This is a genomic window from Laceyella putida (genome assembly GCF_042665195.1).
GTDB lineage: Bacteria > Bacillota > Bacilli > Thermoactinomycetales > Thermoactinomycetaceae > Laceyella > Laceyella putida.
This window is the reverse complement of sequence record NZ_JBHTBW010000012.1, coordinates 21,107-41,382: the sequence shown is the minus strand read 5'-3', so window position 1 is coordinate 41,382 and position 20,276 is coordinate 21,107. Positions and strand designations below refer to the sequence as shown.

Sequence of the window (20,276 nt, the reverse complement as noted above, 5' to 3'; positions counted from 1 at the left end):
TGCTCATCCCACTGGGTAAAATCATGAGAGTGAGTAAAACGGAACTAGAACGCTGGTAATAGGCGTTCCGCCCATGTGGGTACATGCAACATGAGTTGTAGAACTGCATGGGACGGGCTGATGAGACAGCCCTGAACTTGGGAGTTGCATGAAGCAGAAATGGATTGAGTGCGCTAACTACCCAAGAATCCCACGGCTTCAGCCGTGTGGAGTCTCAAGTCAGCAGACCAAGTGAAACCCACTGAAGTAAATGAAAAAAGAGACTTGAGCAGCGCTCAAGTCTTTAGTAAGGTCTTATTCTATAATGAAAGAGGATGACCTTTTGTCGTCTATCTGTCGATTGCTTGAAATGTGATTGGATACTGTTTCACACCATAGACAAATGGGCTTTGAATATACGACAATTCTGATCCGGTGACAAATTGAATATCCTGCAGGCGTTCCAGTATGGTGCGAAGGGCAATTTGCCCTTCCAGCCGCGCAAGCGGGGCTCCCAGGCAGAAATGAATGCCAAAGCCAAACGCAAGGTGGGGATTCGGTTTTCGATCAACCACAAAACTACCCGGATCTTTGAATTTAGCTTCATCGCGATTGGCTGAAGCGACCCAGGAGATCACTTGATCCCCAGCTTTTATCTGCATGCCGCCAATTTCAACGTCCCGCGTGGCCACCCGTCCGATGGCCTGAACCGGCGGATAGAAACGAAGCACTTCTTCGATAAAGCTGGGAATGAGATCCGGGTTTTCTTTCAATTGCCGTTGAAGCGCTTGGTCTTCCGTCAAGCGGCGGACCGCGTTTGCGATGAGATTGGTTGTCGTCTCATTTCCGGCTGCCAATAGGAGAATCGAAAAAGCAATCACTTCTTCATCGTTTAACTTCTGTCCTTCGATCTCGGCTGCCAGAAGCAACGAAATCAGGTCATCTTTCGGCTCTGAGCGGCGTTGCTCAACAATTCGGGCAAAGTAAGCGCTCAACTCTTCCGATGCCTGGGCATTTTCGGCCACAACCTGATTAAACGCCTCTTCTGTATTCTCGTCCGGTCCCTTGACAAGGATATCAGACCACTCTTTAAAAAGCTGGCGATCTTCCGTAGGAACGCCAAGCAATTCCGCAATGACGATGACCGGTAACGGAACGGCAAGGTCGGATACGATATCCATTTTGCCATGATCCAGCACCGCGTCCAACAACGCATTGGTGATGGATGTGATATGGGGAGCCAGATCAGCGACGACCTTTGGTGTGAACGCTTTGTTGACCAATCCTCTCATCTGCGTGTGCCGCGGTGGATCCATGATCAAGATGTTTTCCCTTTTTCGAATGTCCATTCCCCGTTTTGAGGAGAATGTGGCCGGGTCTTTCAGAATGCGATGGACGTCCTCATACCGAAACACGTCCCAGCAGCTGCGGCTTTCATCGTATCGGACCGGCGTCGATTGGCGGAGTTGGTCGTAGATCGGGAAAGGGTTAAGCCGTTTTTCTTTCGTGTTCAATTCTGCCATTGGTATGATGTTGGCGTAGCGTCCCGTTTTCTTTGTTTTGATCATGGGTGTAGCCTCCTTGCTTATGTTATTAATCATCGTTCTTGTTCATACTGCATCATTCCCCGTTTCGGTTGCATGAGCGCTCATTGCATCGCTCAGCCGGGAAATTCCGGCTGCTTATGCGGCCACACAATGAAATGAAATATTATTTTTCCCTATCACACACAGTATTTCATTAGGTGCAGGATCCCTTTCACCCACTAGGGGCAAATGATCCCATCCCTATTCTCATCGCGTCGACCCCTATGATGTGCATTTTGTTTCACCTACCTTCACCAAATTAATGGATATGATCTGCGGTAGTTTTTCTGTGTTGGATGTGGTTGGCAATCCAGCAAATTCCAGCGGCGAAAATCAGATAACATAGCAATATCCAGCATTGTGCTTGTAATTGAGACCAATCACCCAAAGAGATGACCTCTTGAAGTCCGCGAAGAGAGTGAGCCATTGGAAGAATTTGTCCAATCTCCCTCAGTAGAGGTGTACTCAATTCGCCAGGAAACGTTCCGCCGCTTGTAGCTAATTGGAGAACCAAAAGGGTTACGGCTGCAAATTTCCCAACAATGCCAAACACAGTTACCAACATGAGAATAAAGGTCATAAAGGTAAAGGAAATAATCACACTGGATAAGATAAACAAAGGCGTACTCGCCACATGTAATTTGAATCCGAATAGAACGACTGTATCTACAATTAACGCTTGAATCAATCCAATCGAGTAAACCAAACCCAATTTATTGATAAAATGGACCGTTCCACTGACTTTGAGATCTTGTCTTCGTCCAAGTGGAAGGATATTAGAAGCCATAATCCCGCCAACATAAAACGCCAAAGACAGAAAATAAGGAGCAATGCCGGTGCCGTAATTGGGTACATTCGACACACTCGATTTAACGAGTTGAACAGGTTCCGAAAACATGGAGGTTAATGCATCATTGTTATGAATATCTGATGTTTTCTTCGCCGCTTCATTTAATTTGGTGGATAACTCGTGCGAACCATCCGTCAATTGGATCAGTCCATAGGTCAATTTATCGGCTCCATTACCCAATTGCCTTCCACCGTTTTCCAGATTGTTAATTCCAGCATGTAAGGATGAAAATCCCTGGCTCCATTGATTAAATCCATTAGCGAATTGGATCGTTCCATCAGATAATTGTTTGGCTCCACTGGTTGCTTTGTTCATTTTATCGCCAAATTGTTTCATGCCTTCTTCGATTTTGGCTTGTCCTTCAGCTAAGCTCTTTGCACCTTGTGCAAGTTGTGTTTGACTGTTTTTCAATGCGTTTGTCTCGTTGGCTAATCCATTGGAAGTCGCAACGATTTGTTGGAAGCTGGGATCTTGCTGAGCTTCCGGGTGATTTTGCATATACTGTTCCAATTGTTTATTTAGAGCGTTTGCCGTGTCGTTCACATGGGCTTGTCCTTGTAGCAATTTATCATTGCCCTCGGACCATGCCTTTGTTTTTTGATTTAATCGCTCCATTCCTGTTTCCAAGGTTTGATGCCCCTTGGATAGCTGTGCCATGCCATTATATAAAGTGAGTGTTCCTTTTTTAATCCCTTGAACTCCTTGATTTAATTTTTGCTGGCCGACAGAAAGTTGTTTGCTTCCGGCCTTAAGTTCTTTGGAGCCATCAGTTAGTTGATGTATTCCATCAGACAGTTGAACCATTCCATTTTTGGCGTGGGTAGTCCCTTGATTTAACTTCCCGGCACCATCACCAGCATCGCCTAAACCCTTCGCCAATTCTTGAAACTTCGAGAATACACCATCGGCATAGGATTTCGTGATGCTATTGGCGATTTTTGTTTTCATTTCTTCCATGGCTGTCGTACTGATCTGAGATGCTACATAGTTTTTGCCCGGATTAATTTTATAAAGAAGCTGTGCGGGTTGGGGGTGGTCATCCAGCAGCGTACTGTTTTTTTGGGAAAAATCTTTGGGGATGGTGACAACCATGTAGTATCTACCTTCTTTTAGCCCCTGATCCGCATCCGTTTGAGAAACAAATTGAAAATTCAAATCTCTGTTTTCCTTCTATTTTTCAACAAAGTCATTTCCTGCATGGATCGGCTTCTTGTCCATCACGGAACCTTGATCCAAGTTCACGACAGCGACTGGGAGTTGGTCCAATCGTTCATATGGATTCCAATATCCTGCCAGAAAAAATCCTGCATAAATCAAAGGAACAATCAGAAGAAAAACCAAGGCGATCCGTCCATGTTTACTGGTCCACATCGACTTCCAATCTTTAAATATTAATTGAATCCCTTTCATGTTGATACCCTTTCCATCATGTAAAACTTAAAAATAGCGCGACCGTCGTCCGCCTTCTTCAAAAGCCAAAGGCAACGACCTTTGCCATTTGTTCTGGTTCTAATCATTCCTTCCCCTTTCTGATTCTTTTATTTTTGGTGGAACCGCTATTTCCGTGATAGACACCGCAATGATTTATTTTTACCGCCGCATCATCATATTCGGGTCCCTCTTCGAGGGATGGTTTATAAATCACCATTCAACTCTTTAAATTTGAATTCAGCTACAACTACGTTTGCCTCTTCCTACTATACCGTTTTATCTTTTATATTGTGAAATATATATTTGATTATAAATTTATTGCTTTTAGTCTATAATTATCAAAAAGGAGGGGACAGAGTATGGAATTTCTTCAACTTAAATACTTTCAAACAGTTGCCAGATTGGAGCACATGACAAAAGCGGCAGAAGAACTTCGAATTGCCCAACCCTCTCTCAGTAAAACCATTGCTCGTTTAGAAGAAGATTTAGGGGTTCCTTTGTTCGATCGACAAGGACGGAAGATAAAACTGAATTCATTCGGTAAAGTGTTTCTTGAGCGTGTGGAACGAGCTTTTAATGAATTAAGTGAAGGGAAACGCGAACTAAAAGATTTAGCGGGGCTTAGCCAAGAATCCATCACATTGGCGGTATCTATTCCCAGAATACTTCCAGATTTGCTCGGTTCATTTCTAAGTCAATATCCTCATGTTCGGTTTCAACAATTTCTAGTGTCTACTTCTGCAATGAAACGTCAACTGAAGAATATGGAAATCGACTTTTGCATTTCTTCTGTGCCGATCGAAGGTCCCGAGATTGTCTGGGAGCCACTCATGACGGAGGAAATTTTCTTGATTGTCCCTCCTGGACATCGGTTGGCAGGACGTGACAACATCGATCTTCATGAAGTGAAAGATGAATCATTCATCAGTATGAATGCGGGGTATGGCTTTCGAAACTTAACGGATGGATTTTGTAGAGAAGCCGGTTTTATACCGCACATTGCCTTCGAAGGCGACGAACCGGGGGTCATAGGGGACTTGGTTAGACAAGGTTTGGGAATCACTTTTGTTCCCGCTTTAACGTTGCTGTGGAATTCTGACCCTGTGTCAAAACGATTGCGTATTACTGAGCCAAAATGCCAAAGAACCATAGGCCTAGGTTGGTCAAAAAGACGTTACTTATCATCGGTAGCCCAGCAGTTTCGTCAATTTGTCATCAAGTATTTCTCGAACATTTCATCCCAGCTTGAAGAAATGCCGTGATGGAAATATAAGGATGGGATGCCTGGGCATAAGGATGAATTTACAGATTCATCTGTTGCAATAAATCGGACATATGAAAGTTGTTGAATAAATTGGGCACTTTAATATGAACGCTAAAAGCACCTTGCGAGTTGAAAGGCGCTTTGGCAAAGAGATGATATTGAATTACCCCAGGATTCCATCCATAATAGATTATAGGAATATATGTTTGTATGGAAGGGGATCCACCCATGAAAAAGATTTTACATATGGATCTCGACGCGTTTTTCGCCAGTGTGGAACAGCTTGACCATCCTGAGTTGCGGGGAAAACCGGTCATTGTCGGCGGCAGGGAAAACCGTGGAGTCGTTTCCACCTGCAGTTATGAGGCACGAGCGTATGGGGTGCGGTCAGCCATGCCGGTGGCTATCGCTCGAAAGAAATGCCCGCATGGCATTTTTTTGCCGGTACGGTATGAGCGATATGTGGAAAAGTCAGCGGAAGTTCGCCATATCTTTGCTGCTTACAGCGACCGTTTCGAGTCGGTGGGGTTGGATGAAGCATATTTGGACGTCTCCCATTATGAAAATGCGGTTCCAGTGGCCCGCGAAATCAAGCGGCGGATTCGGGCGGAGACGGGGCTCACTTGTAGTGTCGGTCTCTCATACAACAAGTCAATGGCCAAAATCGCCAGTGATCTGAAAAAGCCGGATGCGTTTGTGATCATACGACCTGAACAAGCACTTGATATATTGAGGGGACTCCCCATTAGCACCCTTCACGGCATAGGCAAAAAATCACAGGAACGGTTGGCGAAAAAAAATATCTTTACCATTAAAGATTTTTGGCGGTTAACCCTTGATGAGGTTGTGCAGATGTTCGGCAAGTTCGGTTACGCCTTGTACCATCGGGCGAGAGGGCAGGACGACAGGGAAATCGTCACGGATCGTGCACCGAAGTCGATCAGTCGGGAGACGACCTTGCCTGATGATCTGTTCGATAAGGAGGCGGTTGCACAAATCGCCAGAGAGTTGTTGGCAGAGATACAGAAGGATCTGGCAGACGAGGGCATAACCCCACAGACACTGACGCTAAAAATTAAGTACGCCGATTTTACCTTGCGTTCCAAACAACGAACAACAAATCCTGATACCAATTGGTCAAAATTGATCGAAGAGTTGCTTGACGCGTTTGACTACACTGCCGGAGTCCGCTTGGTTGGTGTGTGTTTTTCCAATTTTTTGAATTCAGCAACCGAAGAGTACGAACAGCTGACCATTTCTTGGGAGGACGAGTGAGTGTTTTGTGGGGGAAAGGTTAAGGAGATGGTGGATAAAATGGAATGGGCTTATATTTCTTATATACATAAATACATCCACCAACAAAAGTTGGTTCAAAGGGTTGAACACTACAGAACCGATTGACGAGGAAATAATAATGTAAGTTGGGGGGAAGTGATTTTGCAAGATGAACTGCTTATCAAAGAAGTGACATCTATTTTGGAATCTCTGGATTATACAGAGGTGTGTTATATCAAAGAAGTATATTGGGACGATTTCGGTGGCCATGTATACGAATTTAAGGCCGCGCTTCGTTCACAAGAATATCTTATCGAGGTAGAAACCTTTGATGGAGCGATTGAAATGAGACGAAGGGATGCCCAGGGGAATTGGGAAGATATAGATCTTGGTCAGAGCTCTCATTTTGTTGGATTTGAATAGGTTGATAAAGAAGGCTTCTGTAAAAAGTCTTTTTTTTACTTTTCAGACCCAATAGAGACCGGCTGATCCCGCGATGATTTCGCCAAATGTTCAGCTTATCCCGATATCCGAGAATCGATGCCATGATCACAAATCCAAAACTTTATCAGACACGCCCTAAATAGAAAACACTCTTTAGGCACCGACTGCAACTCCTCTTTTGCGACTTACATCTTAAAGGGATTTGGTTTACTGGAACAAATCGGTCGTTTATATTGGGAAGCATGATGAAAGAAGCAAGGGAGGGGACGTATGCTTGCAGCAACGCAAATGCTCATCCGCATGTTCAAATCAGAGGAGTCACGCTCGACTCCTGTCGCATTGGCTGCCGCCCGGTTTATCAGAAAGCACGGAAGCATAGAGGATGTGAACCCATTACTTGATTTGTTTTTAGAAGATCCAACCGATTTTGATCGCCGGCATCTTCTTGATCCCATTAGGGTGCATGGAAATCAAGAAACAGCCGATCGCATTTACCGTGAATGCTTTGAGCATAAAAAACTGAAAAAAAATATGCCGGAAGAGATTCTGTCTTGTTTGGGTTATTTGGAATATGAACAGTCACAACCGATCTTGCTGAATTATATAAAAGAAAATGATTGGCATTTGTCAACTGAGGCATGTCTTGGGCTTGTCCATTTATCTTGCCAAGGTATAGAGGAGGAAATTTATCAAGAGATTCAATCTTGCATGGGGAAACCGTTATTTAATGAATTTGTTCCTGTCCTTAGCTGTAAGACCAAAAGGGAAGATTTGATCGATCAGTTATATCATTGGGGTTCCACAATCGCATCGGTCGATTGCAATGCGGGCATCTTGTTTGGCATTGCCCTTTACGGCGAAAAAACAAGAGAGCTGTACAAGAAGATTCTCTGGGATGAGCGCTGGGAAGCGGATGGGTCAGCCACTGGAACAAGGCGTTGGGCTTACTTTGGGATGCAGCACTTGCAAATCTCTTTTGGGGAATTATTCGAAGAAATAAAAGAGATGGTTCGGCATCCATACGAGACAGCTGATTTGAGGCATCGGTTGTTTGTGCTGCACGCCCTGTTGGAATGCAAAATTTTTGACAACCACATACCGATCAAGTTTGCGCGAATCACTTCCGAGAGCTATGCGGATATTTATCGCGTTTTATTTTCATGGTCCACACCTTATCAAGATGACTCTATCATCGGATTGGTCGGTGAGAACATATCGGATGCAGAGGATAAAGAACGGCATTTATCAATGTTTTATGCGGTAAGGAGTTTATTGGAAGCCAAAATAGAGCAAGAGTTGACGGAAAGATTTATAGTCACTGTTTGTTGAATCTCAGTATCACTGGAATGTCATCAGGATCCATTTGCGATCATCCCTAAGTCGACGCCAACTAAAATGCAGTTGGCACCTTGGTTCAATCGCCCGATTTTGCTCTTCCTGACATCGCTTGTGCAAACGCGACGCCGGAAAAGATGTTATAGTATGATGGATATGAATGGGGTGCCCCGTCAAGGTTTTGCAAAAGCAGGGAAACCCAAATCAATTGATGTCAATTCATATGCAATTTATAATATGTACATCGAAATAAAGGAGATTGTAAAGATGAATGATGATCTGAATGCGGAAACTCCTGTTGTTTCAGGTTCGAGACAGCGGGGGCCGGGCATGCGCGTACTCGTGATGACTGCGGTTTCGGCCGAGAGGGATGCGGTGTTGCGCGGGCTCCGCGGCGCCAGCAACTTTGATGTGTTGGTGGCCGGCGTCGGAACGGCAGCGGCTGCGGTTAGCACGGCAAAGGTGTTGGCAACTGCCGAGTACGACTTGGTGGTGACAGCCGGCATCGGTGGCGGCTTTATTGGTAAGGCTGAGGTGGGCTCGCTGGTGGTGGCGGATGAGATCGTCGCCGCCGACTTGGGAGCGCAGACACCGGAAGGTTTCCGTAACTTGGACGAGCTGGGCTTCGGTTCCACCCGCGTCCGGGTCGATGCCGGTCTGGTGATACGGGTGGCAGAAGCGTTGCGCGGGGCTGGACTTGCGGTCACTACTGGTCCGGTGCTCACTGTGTCAACCGTGACGGGTACGGCAGCCACCGCCGCGGAATTGGCCGCAAGGGTGCCGGGGGCGGCCGCCGAGGCGATGGAGGGTTTTGGCGTAGCTACCGCGGCTCATGATCGCGGTGTGCCCATTCTGGAGATCCGCGCCATTTCGAACCCGGTTGGTCCACGGGATCGAGCCGCATGGCGGATCAATGAAGCGCTGGACGCGCTGGAAGCAGCCAGCTCAGTGCTACTGGAGGTGTTGATATGAGAATTGCCTTCTCTCCTTGCCCCAATGATACTTTTGTTTTCCACGCCTGGGTGCACGGGTTGCTGCCCGGCGCGCCGAAATTGGACGTTACATATGCGGACATCGATGTCACCAACAGCCTAGCCGCCGGCTCCAATGGACCGGAAGTGCTCAAAATTTCATGCGCCGCTTTGCCGTGGGTGCTGTCTGAGTATGCATTGCTGCCATGCGGGGGGGCGTTGGGCAGAGGTTGCGGTCCGCTGGTACTGACGAGAAGCGGTTCAGCCAGCGCCAAAGACCCATCGGCGCTGTCCGGTCGCAGGGTGGCCGTACCTAGTGAGCGCTCAACCGCTTACCTACTGTTCCGGCTATGGGCAGCCCAGCATGTGCCAGGAGGCGTGGGCGAGATTCTGATCATGCCGTTCCACGAGATCATGCCGGCGGTGCGCGATGGTGCGGTTGATGCCGGACTGGTGATCCACGAGGCACGCTTCACTTACCCCTCGTATGGGTTAGCCCTCGTGACCGACTTGGGCAAATGGTGGGAGGACGATACCGGCCTGCCGATTCCGCTGGGGGCGATCATCGCCCGTCGGTCACTGGATCTGGATGCGATCGCCGGTTGGATCCGCGCGTCGGTCGAATACGCTTGGGCGCACCCAGAAGCGTCGCGCGAGTATGTGTTGCGCCACGCCCAGGAGTTGAATCCCGAGGTAGCGCAAGCGCACATTGATCTGTACGTGAACGGATTCACCGCCGCTTTGGGCGAGGACGGGTATGCGGCGATTCACGCCTTGCTAAGCCGGGCCGCGCAAGAAGGGCTAGTGCCGGAGGTGGATCCGGCGGCGCTGCGTTGACAGGGCCGGCGGCACCCAATGAGTCAAATGCGGGAAGTAAAACACATCCCTTCGTTTCGGAGAACGGGATGTCTGTTATCAATGGAATGAATGCCTTTTTGAGAGTGGCATTTTGATTGTGATAATGATCATTCGACATTTGTCAAGGCCCTTGGGGCTGGTATAAATTGTATATACATGCAATAAAGTTCGACCCCTGCCTAGTGAGTGGCGGGGGTTTTTTGTGCCGGGGAAAAAAGCGTAACTAAAAGGGGTTAATCAAAGGAGAGAGTTGGGAGCGTTGAAATTTGACAGGAAGGGAGTAGCTTGAACATGCGGAGCGTGAGAAGCAATAAAAATATTTGTCATTTTTTAATAATTAATTTTTTTGGTTATTAATTTTTGTGAATAATTATTCAAAAATCAACCAAATGAATATAATCAAAAAGTGGGGATGGACTGATAAGGCTTGATTTATTGGGGGAATCACTTTTTATGGCCTAGCGAATCTTGTTTAGATATTAAAATTATTTTATTTAGATTTATATATAAATATTCTGAAGTATTATGATATTATAAGTTTGTATCAAATATTAGAAAGGGGTTTTGAAGATGATTGGAAAAAGCCTGAGTTTTTGCTTGCTCGCTTTCATGTTGGTGACCGCTTTGTGGGGAGGCAATACGACGGTTGCTCATGCGTCTGTGAAAGAATCTATTGAAACCTCGTTTAACGTTGAAGAAAATCTTGATTCTTTACCTTTTGAAGTGCAATACAAAATAGATGAACTTCAATGGCGGGATGATAGTGGTTCGGCGTTGGTCCACAAAGATGGGAGAACCTATGCGATCTTGTCATTGGGGGTTCGCCCGACAACCGGGTATTCAATTAACATAGATGGCATCTTCGTCTCTTCCGGCCAAATGGCCATTTGGGCTAGTGAAGTTAGGCCGAATTCAAATGCGGTTCTCGTTCAACAATTGACAAGTCCGGTAAAGGTAATATCAATCCCAGACCCCACACACAAAATTAGAGATTTGTCCGGATTGATTGAAAATAGACGAAGATCAAATCAATGAGATCAGGTATGGGGTCGGAGGTCGCTATATGAAAAAATTGTTCACGCTCATTACTTTAACTTTCTTTTGCATGTCGTTGCTTACGTCTTTCACATCAGCCCAAGAGGTCAATATTCCAGCCAAGGTATCGGTACAGTCTAGGTTTGACCCACAAGACGCCATGAAAAAAACATCTGTGTGTGCGAACGGCCATCTTGAAGCGATTGTATTTGATCACGGGGCATCAGTCAGAACAGGGCCCAGCTTAGATGCGCAAGTGGAGATGAGGCTGGCGGAAGGGACGAATCTGTGGCTTGACGGGTACGTAACGGGAGAAACCGTGAAAGGGACAAATAAATGGTATTACTTTAACACCTTCATGGGTTTCCGTTATATACATGCTTCTGAGCTTAAAAATACAAATTGCGCAACAGCCGAATAGGGAGATGGCGATGCGGAGTACCCCCGCGGTGAAAGCGGGGGTTTTTTGTGTTTGGACCTCAGAGAAGCAAGGATGAATTCAACAAATTTGTTAACTCAAAACTTTTGCATCACTAATGCAACACTTTTGCAACAACTTTTTCCGGGCGTGATTTATACTTAATACATATTTTAAATAGTTAAGAGAGAGTGATCGAAGCAAATATGGAATGAGTTCATTTCATGTCAGCATGACGCTTTCGTTCGTCGGAATATTACAAATTGGATGGAGGAAGTTGAACATTGAATAAACTTTTCCCTGTTGTTGTGAGTGCTTCCCTTGTTCTAACCGGACTTGGATGGGGCAATCCGACCGATGTTACCGCGTCGTCCGCGCCCAACAAGCCGGTTGCGGCGCTAAAGCAAAAATGGGCGCCGGGTGTGTCGGCTTCCAAAGGAAAACATGTTTCCGTCATCGTTGAAATGGGTGAAGCGCCAACGGCTTTATATGGTTCTTTGGTTAAAGTCAATAAAGTGTCGGCCAAAAGCGAAGGGGAGTACCGTCAAGGGTTGGTTCAAAAGCAGAAAAGATTGATCGCGGAGTTGAAGGAGCTCTCTCCCGGCTTGCAAGTGAAAAACACGTATGACACCGTTTTTGCAGGAATGGCTGTCACGCTCAAAGGGGAAGACCTTCAGAAACTGGCTTCTTTTCCGGAAGTGAAACGGATTTACCCCATTCGAAAATATAAAGCATTGATGACGGAGAGCGCCCCTCTGATCGGTGCGCCGAATGTCTGGAAAATGAGAGACGGACAAAAACAATCCGTCACTGGAAAAGGAATCAAGGTGGCTGTGATCGATACGGGGGTGGATGCGACACATCCCGATTTGAAAAAGAACGTGATCGGCGGATATGACTTCGTTGAAAACGACAAAACCCCACAAGATGAAATGGGACATGGCACCCATGTGGCCGGCACCATCGGGGCCAATGGAAAAATCAAAGGAGTGGCCCCAGACGCTTCCATTTTGGCGTACCGTGTATTGGGAGCCGATGGCGGCGGAACCACGGATTGGATCATGGCCGGAATCGATCAAGCGGTCAGAGACAAAGCCGATGTCATGAATTTGTCACTGGGCATGGATGTGAATGTTCCGGATGAAGTCCTCTCCCAATCCCTTGAGCGCGCGATCAAAAAGGGAATAGTGGTCGTCCTTGCCAACGGAAACGCCGGTCCGGCCGTTTGGAGCGTCGGTTCTCCCGCCGCTTCCTCCAAGCCGATTTCCGTGGGCGCGTCGACGAAAGTCGTTCCCGCACCGGTCGCGCAAGCGGTTGGGGACGATAAGAAAATGGAGATGAATCTGATCACCTTCTCCCCAACCTTTCCGCTAAACGGCACCTATTCGCTGGTGGATGGGGGAACCGGCAAAAAAGCGGATTTCCAAAAGATTGACGCCAAAGGCAAAATCGTTCTGGTCAAACGGAGCGGCGATGTTGTCGAGTCCGTTTCTGAACGGGCCAAAAAGGCCGGAGCCTTGGCCGTCATCGTCTATAACAATAAAAGCGGGGATTGGTTCGCTTATCCGATGATGCCAAACGAAATGGGCGAACCGGACACAAAACGGTTTGTTCCCACCGCGACCCTTTCCGGCGGATTTGGCGCCCACCTCATGCAACAACTTGCCTCCGGCAAAACGCAAATTCAGCTGAGTTCTGTCAAACGGGAAAAGATGGTGGACTTCAGCTCGCGCGGACCGGCGACCGGAATTTGGGAAATCAAGCCTGATGTGACGGCGCCCGGCGTGGATATTGTCAGCACGCTCCCTCGCAAAGTGGAAAAAACGGGCTACGGGAAGATGAGCGGAACGAGCATGGCCGCCCCGCATGTGGCCGGAGCCGCCGCATTGCTCTTGCAAAAACACCCCGATTGGAACCCGGACGAAGTCAAAGCGGCGTTGGCCAACACGGCGGTCAACTTAAAAGATACGGAAAACAAACACTATCCTTACATTTCGCAAGGGGCTGGGCGCATTGATTTGCCAAAAGCCATCCGCACGCAGTCCCTGGTGGTCGTAAGCAGCCTCAGTTTCGGCTTGCTCCAGCCGAAAACGGGTGTGCAGCAGATGGAAAGACGCTTGCAAGTCGAAAATTTATCCAACAAAACCAAACGGTATGAACTGCGCGCAGTGTTGGACAACGGGAAAAAAGGAATCCGTGTGACCGTTCCTTCCTCCGTCACGGTTGGCGCGAAGTCAGTGGGGCAACTTCCCGTGTCCATGAGCTTTGACACCTCCTTGCCCCGCGGTTCATATACGGGCGCCGTCTATCTGCAAGAAGGAACCCAAGCATTGAAAGTTCCCTTTATCGCCTTGAACGAACCAAAAGGATATCAGGTCATCACCGGTTTGGGCCAGACTGAGTATTACCTTTCTCCGGATGGGGACGGGAAAAACGAATTCACGCTCCTGACTTATTATTTGGCCGTTTCCCCCGCCTCCTTGGAAATCACCGCCGAATCGATGGAAGGAAACGAACCCAAGGTCTATTCGCTTCACAAGGCCGACCATCCCGCCACAGGCTATACAGACTGGTTGTGGAACGGGAAAGACACCACCGGAAACAGGTTGCCTGATGGTGATTATCTGATCAACGTGAGTTGCACCTACTTGGGCAAAAAAGCGGAAACGCAGTTCTGGGCATCTGTGGATACCCAAGCCCCTGTCATCACCGATATCAAGGCGGATGAAAAAAAACTGTCGGGCAAAGTGAAGGAGCCCTCGCTGTCCGAACTTCACTGGCGTCTCGCGGGGGAGAAAAAATGGCGGGAATTTGATGAGATAAACGGTGGAGAAAAAGGCGTGTATGATTTTAGCCATTTCTTCAAAAAAGGCGATTTGAAGCCGGGCAAAAACACCGTCACCATCAGGGTGAAGGACTGGGCGAGTCATGTGACCACCAAAAACGTGGAGATTCAATTGCCATAGTGATGTGAGAAGGCAAAACGCTACTGACATCTGCCGATTAGGCGGGTCAGTAGCGTTTTTGTGAATGAGGGGAACCGCTTAACCTTTTTCCTTTGCGCCTGCGCCCGGCCAACCTTAATCATTTGGAGAAGGGCGTTAATTTTTAGGGCGTGTCTGATAAAATATGTCGGCGGCTCCAAAACCGTTTTCCCATTCGCTTCACTTGTCCATCGGCGCTCATTGGGAAAAGGTTTTTCCGCCTTCTCCTAATGGTCAACTTGATTTGCCAGACACGCCCTAGTTAGATATGTCGTATTCATGTTTAATTTAAGATGAATTGAGCCGTTACCGGATTGTGGTCACTGTAATCAAACTCAAGAGGGTGGCCATACACTTTTTTTACCGTCACATTGGGGGAAACCAAGAACCCGTCAATATTGGATTTGAAATTGACTCCATTCTTATAGGGGATTGCCAACGTTCTGGAGGTGGGCACTTGCGGATCGGCCACCCAGGAAAACCCTTTTGGCAAAAAATCCGGCGGGATGGTTTGCATCCATTCGGGCCAAGATTCGGTCGATTGGAAGCGTTTGGGATTGGTCCCCGGAATCAGGTGGTTCCAGTCCCCGCCAATGATCAAGTAATGGCCGGCTTTCACATGTCGCTGGATGAATTCTTTTAAAAATGTCAGTTGTTGCTTTCTCACCTTTCCGCCCTTGTCATAGGCGGACAAATGCACATGGACCAGAATTAATTCGTTTCCATTTTCTACGGGAATGCGGTGTTCCGTGATACAGCGATCCAAATCGAACAGTTGCTGCGGCCAATCTTCCTTGCCATAAAGGGAATATCTTGTATTCTGCTTAAGCTTGTAGCTGGATAAAGTGACCAGTCCGCTGTTGACGGACCCCATTGGATCAAAAACGGGAACGGGAACCCAAGGCACAAGATAGTTTTGCGCGAACACCATGCCATAACCAGGAAATTGACGCTGTATGGCGGTGGTTTGGTTTATATGAAAGCTTCGGGATGAGTCCACATCCACCTCTTGCAACAAATAGAAAGAAGAGGCTTCTTTCTTCAGGAACTTAAGAATCCCATTTAAGTTGGACAACGTTTGCTCTTTGCTGGTTGAACCGGAACGGCTCCCTCCATCCATGAAAAAGTCTTGGTTTTTGTCCAGACCGGCATAGCCGATGTTAAACGTGGTCACTGTAAAGGGGACTCCAGGTTTTAACAGATGGTTCGTGTTGTTTGTGACTTTGAGGGGAATGACCGGCTTCGGTTCATAATCGGTTATCGTCATGTACAACAAAAAAGCGCCAATCATCGCCAGGGACAGAATGCATAGGAGTATGAATCCTTTTAGACTTTTGTTAACCAATGGTTCTCCTCCTGAATCGTGTTTTCTTATTAGAAATATGCCATTGAGATTGGCATTTGCTGATGGCATCGAATGACCCCTTTTTGTTCAAGCGGATGTTGTTCTTTTTTTGCCACTTTATCGATGTCGTAAGATTTTGAAATTATCCGAGGTTTGTTGGGGCTGGTCTCCGTGATGCCCAAATAGGTCACTTTTAACCCTTCTTCAGGGGTGACCATAATATATTGGGGTTTAAGATTACGGTGCAACGGTTTGTCAACCACGGCGATCATCGATCTTTCATTACGGAGCATCCTTCATTATTATACAAAAAACAAGTGATTGCGTTATAACTTTTTTAATCAATAGCCTGGGGAGAGAGGTTTCACGCTTTGTCTATCCTTGATCAACAGCATTAAATAGTCGTGAAACTCATCTTTCACGACAGTTTTGTGTTATAATCAATATTCAGAACCCGAATCACTCCGGAATTTGAAGGTGAGTTAATGGACGAAAAAAGTGTCGTGAAAGTGATAGAAAGGTTTTGCCAGGATCAAATAGCCAAAGGGAAAAGGAAGCAAACCATTGATAAATACATGCGCATTATCAATGAGTTTGTCCAATGGATAAACCAAAATGAAGGGAGCTTGCGGCAGCTTACGAGCGTCGATCTTCAACAGTTCATTTATCACCTTGAACAGAAGGGCAACTGTGCTGCGACGATCGAAAACAAATTTGCCGCTTTATCCGTTTTTGTTAAGTTTCTCGGATTCCAAGAGATCCTGCGGCATATTTGGCGACCGGAAACAAGGAAAATTCACCACATTGCTCCCAAATTCTTGGAAAGAAATGAACGAAACCGATTGCTTCGTGAAGTGGAACGATCCGCCAACTTGCGAAATATCGCCATCGTCTATCTGCTTTTGTATACAGGTCTACGCGTTTCTGAATTGGTGGCATTGAATCAAGAGGATATTACTGTGACTGAACAGAGTGGATCGGTGAAAGTTCGCAAGGGACAAAGGAATGTCGCGCGTCAAGTTCCATTGCCACCAGAAGCCCGAAGCGCCCTATACGCCTATCTCCGCACACGGGAAGATGATGATCCTGCACTTTTTTTATCCAATTATAAAAAGCGCATTACCATCCGATCGGTTCAAAGGGTTCTTGAAAAATACGGTGTTTGTCCTCATCAGCTAAGACATACTTATTGTAGGGAATTAGTCTGTTCAGGTGTGGATATAGCCACAGTTGCCGCGTTGGTTGGCCTTAGTGACATCAATCTAACACGCAGGTACTCCAAACCATCGGAACAGGAATTGGAACAAGCGATCGAAAAAGTCTTTGATTCATTTATCTAACAAATAATGGGAACGTTTCATCCTTTACGATTTTTCAGGACGTTGATATCGCTTATTGGTGAGCCTAGTCCAGTTCCCGACAGGAAACTTCCAGACCCATCTGTCTGGATCGTGGCCGTTCAGTTGTGTCGGCATGAAAAAACATTTAAAGGAAGCGGGGTTGAGAAATGGAAGTGACAGCATCCGTTGCAAAAGTAAGCCAAGAAAAACAAGTTCATAAGAAAATGTCAAAGGCCAAATTCTTTAAGCGATCTACCTTCACTCTTCTGGGAGCCATTTTGGTGGCCGTGGCTTTGGAAATTTTCCTCGTTCCCAATCATGTGATCGATGGAGGGATTGTGGGGATTTCCATTATCCTGTCACACTTAACCGGTTTAAACTTGGGCGTGTTACTGTTTGTGTTGAACCTCCCCTTTTTCTTCCTTGGATACAAGCAAATCGGAAAAACATTCGCCTTATCCACTTTATTCGGAGTGGTGGTCATGTCCGTCGGGACCAATTTGCTTCATGAGGTTCCAGGACTTACAAAGGATACACTATTGGCTTCCGTTTTTGGCGGAATCATTTTGGGCATTGGGGTAGGATTGGTCATCCGAAATGGTGGTTCGCTCGATGGCACAGAAATTCTGGCCATTCTGTTCAATAAAAAGCTCCCTCTTTCTGTGGGTCAAACCGTGATGTTTATGAATTTGTTCATTCTCGGTAGTGCTGGGTTCGTGTTTGGTTGGGATCGTGCCATGTATTCATTGATCGCTTATTTCATTGCTTTTAAAATGATCGATATAACCATTGAAGGTTTTGATGAGACAAAATCCGTTTGGATTATCAGTGATCGGCCGGAAGAATTGGGAAGGATCATTCTCAATCGGTTAGGACGTGGCGTAACTTACTTGAGCGGAGAAGGAGCTTATACAGGAGAGGCGAAGAAAGTGCTTTTCTGTGTGGTAACCCGCTTGGAAGAAGCGAAACTCAAAACCATTGTGGAAGAAGTGGACCCCCAGGCTTTCCTGGCCATCGGTCATATTTATGATGTGCAGGGTGGACGATTTAAGAAGAAAGATATCCACTGATGTCATGCATACGACCTGTCCGCAACGTATAAACGAATAAAGAAAGCAAATGTTAAAAAGGGGCTGATGGCACGCTCCTTTTTTATTTATGGTCAAAAATGGTCTCAACCTTTATTTTTTATAAGGGGGTAAATTTTATTGGAAACGGTGACACCTCAATCCAAAAAATACGATCACAAGAAATGGTCAAAAGGAAAACTCTTCAAACATATCTTCGTTATTTTGTTGGGAGCCATGTTGGTGGCCGTTGGTCTGGAAATTTTCTTGGTTCCCAACAAAGTTATTGACGGGGGGATTGTGGGAATATCCATCATGCTCTCCCATCTGACAACACTCAATCTGGGGGTGTTGTTATTTGTGCTCAACCTTCCATTCTTTTATTTGGGCTATAAGCAAATTGGAAAAACCTTTGCCCTCTCCACCTTGTTTGGTGTCATCATCATGTCCATTGGGACCAACTTGCTCCATGATGTTCCCGGGCTTACTGATGACCCTCTGTTGGCGGCCGTCTTTGGCGGAATCATTTTGGGAATAGGAGTCGGCTTAGTCATTCGATACGGCGGTTCACTGGACGGAACGGAAATTCTCGCTATCCTTTTTAACAAAAGGTTGCCCTTTTCGGTGGGGCAAATCGTGCTGTTTTTCAACCTGTTTATTTTGGGTGGCGCGGGATTTGTATTTGGTTGGGACCGGGCGATGTACTCACTGATCGCTTATTTTATTGCTTTCAAAATGATTGACATCACCATTGAGGGCTTTGATGAAACCAAATCGGTTTGGATCATCAGCGATGAACCTGAACAGCTTGGTGAGTGCATCCTAAACCGCTTGGGACGCGGGGTCACATATTTGAGTGGAGAAGGCGCGTATACGGGTGAATCCAAAAAGGTCATCTTTTGTGTGGTCACTCGGCTTGAAGAAGCCAAGCTGAAATCCATCGTTGAAGATGTTGATCCCCAAGCCTTCTTGGCCATCGGCAATATTCATGATGTGAAAGGCGGGAGATTTAAAAAGCGCGATATTCACTAGGGCGTGTTTGATAGAAATGTCGGCGGCTCCAAACCTGTTTTCCCATTCGCTTCACTTGTCCTTCGGCGCTCATTGGGAAAAGGTTTTTCCACCGCCTCCTATCGATCAACTTGATTTGCCAGACATGCCCTAGCGGGGCGGTTATAAGCTGACGGCCGAGCGAATGATCGATAGAATGTAAGATTGCTATTGAATTGAGCGGATCGTTTGGCGCATAGTAGTAATAAAGGGCGAATTTTTGTCCGTTACATACTAGGAATATTTGGGAAATGGAGTTCGTTGCCATTTAACACATCCCCAATATCAAAAAAAGATGGGGGGGTTCACATGCCATTCTTTGGCGGAAATCGACAGAAGCGAAGAGAACAAAGTGATGTTGAGAAAATGTCTGTCTTTGCCGGGTACAGCGGGGATGATTTTGATGAGAAGTATCTTGAAATTTTAGAACGCAAACGACTTCAGGCAGAAGAAGAACGGCTTCACGAAGAACAGCGGCAAAAAGAGGATGAATATGAGCGCCAGATTCATGAAGCCATTCAACTTGCCAATCGGGGCAGGCAAAAGCGATAAAGGTGCATGGTGCATGGAAACGCTCGGGCTGAGGTGAACCCTCAGCCTTTTCATATCAACGCGTTTTTATCATTGATGGGAATCAGATTGGCTTCCATTAACCATTCAAACACCCGGATCATTTCCAGCCAAACATTCCGTTCTTTTTTGCGGCCGAGGACACTGGAAGCGATGGCGCAGTCTTCCATCCATCCCTTCAATTTGGTTGGGGTTGGGACATCTTCCGGATACTCTTCCCGATATGATTGGATCAATATGGGCTTGATTTCGCGAAAATAATCGGCCAGATACAATAGGAACTGGGCGTCACTGTGCACATCTTCTTTATATAACCTGCGTTGTAAGCGCTCTTTGTCTTTGGGCCAATTCAACACAATCCGCTTTTTGGTCAGACTGCCCATAAACTGATGCAATCTGGACCGAAAGGGGGTGCTCAGTAAACTTAACTCATCGATTGATCTTGTTGCCATTTTCCATCTCCATCCTTTCGCG

17 protein-coding genes and 1 pseudogene are annotated in these 20,276 nt (G+C 46.6%); 13 read left to right on the top strand and 5 right to left on the bottom strand.

The annotated features are described in order from the left end of the window. Positions 1-329: 329 nt before the first annotated feature. Positions 330-1,547, bottom strand: a complete 1,218-nt coding sequence (locus ACFQNG_RS04805) for a cytochrome P450 (RefSeq protein ID WP_379863746.1) — start codon at positions 1,545-1,547, stop codon at positions 330-332. A 277-nt stretch (positions 1,548-1,824) separates the two neighbouring features. Then, positions 1,825-3,825 (bottom strand): annotated as a pseudogene (locus tag ACFQNG_RS04800) (YhgE/Pip family protein). Positions 3,826-4,205: 380 nt separating this feature from the next. On the opposite strand from ACFQNG_RS04800, the gene ACFQNG_RS04795 reads away from it, so the two are divergent. The 9 genes from ACFQNG_RS04795 (at position 4,206) to ACFQNG_RS04755 (ending at position 14,412) form a co-directional block, all read left to right on the top strand. Beyond that, positions 4,206-5,108, top strand: a complete 903-nt coding sequence (locus ACFQNG_RS04795; RefSeq protein WP_379863745.1) for a LysR family transcriptional regulator — start codon at positions 4,206-4,208, stop codon at positions 5,106-5,108. Between the two features lie 230 nt (positions 5,109-5,338). Further along, a complete protein-coding gene (locus ACFQNG_RS04790; RefSeq protein WP_379863743.1) occupies positions 5,339-6,385 on the top strand; it encodes a DNA polymerase IV in 1,047 nt (348 codons plus the stop codon). A 162-nt stretch (positions 6,386-6,547) separates the two neighbouring features. After that, the gene (locus tag ACFQNG_RS04785) at positions 6,548-6,808 is read left to right on the top strand and encodes a hypothetical protein (protein ID WP_379863742.1); all 261 of its coding nucleotides are present in this window, start codon (positions 6,548-6,550) and stop codon (positions 6,806-6,808) included. A 291-nt stretch (positions 6,809-7,099) separates the two neighbouring features. Continuing rightward, positions 7,100-8,158, top strand: a complete 1,059-nt coding sequence (locus ACFQNG_RS04780) for a HEAT repeat domain-containing protein (protein WP_379863740.1) — start codon at positions 7,100-7,102, stop codon at positions 8,156-8,158. Between the two features lie 273 nt (positions 8,159-8,431). Continuing rightward, positions 8,432-9,136, top strand: coding sequence for a futalosine hydrolase (locus tag ACFQNG_RS04775; protein ID WP_379863738.1), 705 nt, complete (start codon positions 8,432-8,434; stop codon positions 9,134-9,136). Beyond that, positions 9,133-9,972, top strand: coding sequence for a 1,4-dihydroxy-6-naphthoate synthase (locus ACFQNG_RS04770; RefSeq protein ID WP_379863737.1), 840 nt, complete (start codon positions 9,133-9,135; stop codon positions 9,970-9,972). Before ACFQNG_RS04775 ends, ACFQNG_RS04770 begins: the two co-directional genes overlap by 4 nt. A 591-nt stretch (positions 9,973-10,563) precedes the next feature. Next, a complete protein-coding gene (locus ACFQNG_RS04765; RefSeq protein WP_379863735.1) occupies positions 10,564-11,028 on the top strand; it encodes a protease complex subunit PrcB family protein in 465 nt (154 codons plus the stop codon). A gap of 28 nt (positions 11,029-11,056) precedes the next feature. Continuing rightward, positions 11,057-11,449 (top strand): hypothetical protein, encoded by a 393-nt coding sequence (locus tag ACFQNG_RS04760; protein ID WP_379863734.1) that lies wholly within the window; start codon positions 11,057-11,059, stop codon positions 11,447-11,449. 281 nt (positions 11,450-11,730) lie between these two features. Continuing rightward, complete coding sequence (locus ACFQNG_RS04755) at positions 11,731-14,412, top strand: S8 family serine peptidase (RefSeq protein WP_379863733.1); 2,682 nt, start codon at positions 11,731-11,733, stop codon at positions 14,410-14,412. 301 nt (positions 14,413-14,713) lie between these two features. Here the strand turns inward: ACFQNG_RS04755 and ACFQNG_RS04750 are convergent, their stop codons facing one another. After that, positions 14,714-15,721, bottom strand: coding sequence for an endonuclease/exonuclease/phosphatase family protein (locus ACFQNG_RS04750; RefSeq protein WP_379863771.1), 1,008 nt, complete (start codon positions 15,719-15,721; stop codon positions 14,714-14,716). A gap of 83 nt (positions 15,722-15,804) precedes the next feature. Continuing rightward, entirely contained in the window at positions 15,805-16,047 is a 243-nt protein-coding gene (locus ACFQNG_RS04745) for a hypothetical protein (RefSeq protein ID WP_379863732.1), read from the bottom strand. Positions 16,048-16,260: 213 nt separating this feature from the next. Between ACFQNG_RS04745 and ACFQNG_RS04740 the strand changes: the two genes are divergently transcribed. The 4 genes from ACFQNG_RS04740 to ACFQNG_RS04725 all read left to right on the top strand — a co-directional run bounded on the left by ACFQNG_RS04740 (position 16,261) and on the right by ACFQNG_RS04725 (position 19,784). After that, positions 16,261-17,115, top strand: a complete 855-nt coding sequence (locus ACFQNG_RS04740; protein ID WP_379863731.1) for a tyrosine-type recombinase/integrase — start codon at positions 16,261-16,263, stop codon at positions 17,113-17,115. A 224-nt stretch (positions 17,116-17,339) separates the two neighbouring features. Further along, the gene (locus tag ACFQNG_RS04735; protein ID WP_379863770.1) at positions 17,340-18,185 is read left to right on the top strand and encodes a YitT family protein; all 846 of its coding nucleotides are present in this window, start codon (positions 17,340-17,342) and stop codon (positions 18,183-18,185) included. 210 nt (positions 18,186-18,395) lie between these two features. Then, a complete protein-coding gene (locus tag ACFQNG_RS04730) occupies positions 18,396-19,214 on the top strand; it encodes a YitT family protein (RefSeq protein ID WP_379863769.1) in 819 nt (272 codons plus the stop codon). 327 nt (positions 19,215-19,541) lie between these two features. Continuing rightward, positions 19,542-19,784, top strand: a complete 243-nt coding sequence (locus tag ACFQNG_RS04725) for a hypothetical protein (protein ID WP_379863728.1) — start codon at positions 19,542-19,544, stop codon at positions 19,782-19,784. Positions 19,785-19,834: 50 nt separating this feature from the next. On the opposite strand, the gene ACFQNG_RS04720 is transcribed toward ACFQNG_RS04725, so the two are convergent. Next, entirely contained in the window at positions 19,835-20,254 is a 420-nt protein-coding gene (locus ACFQNG_RS04720; protein ID WP_379863726.1) for a hypothetical protein, read from the bottom strand. Positions 20,255-20,276: the final 22 nt, after the last annotated feature.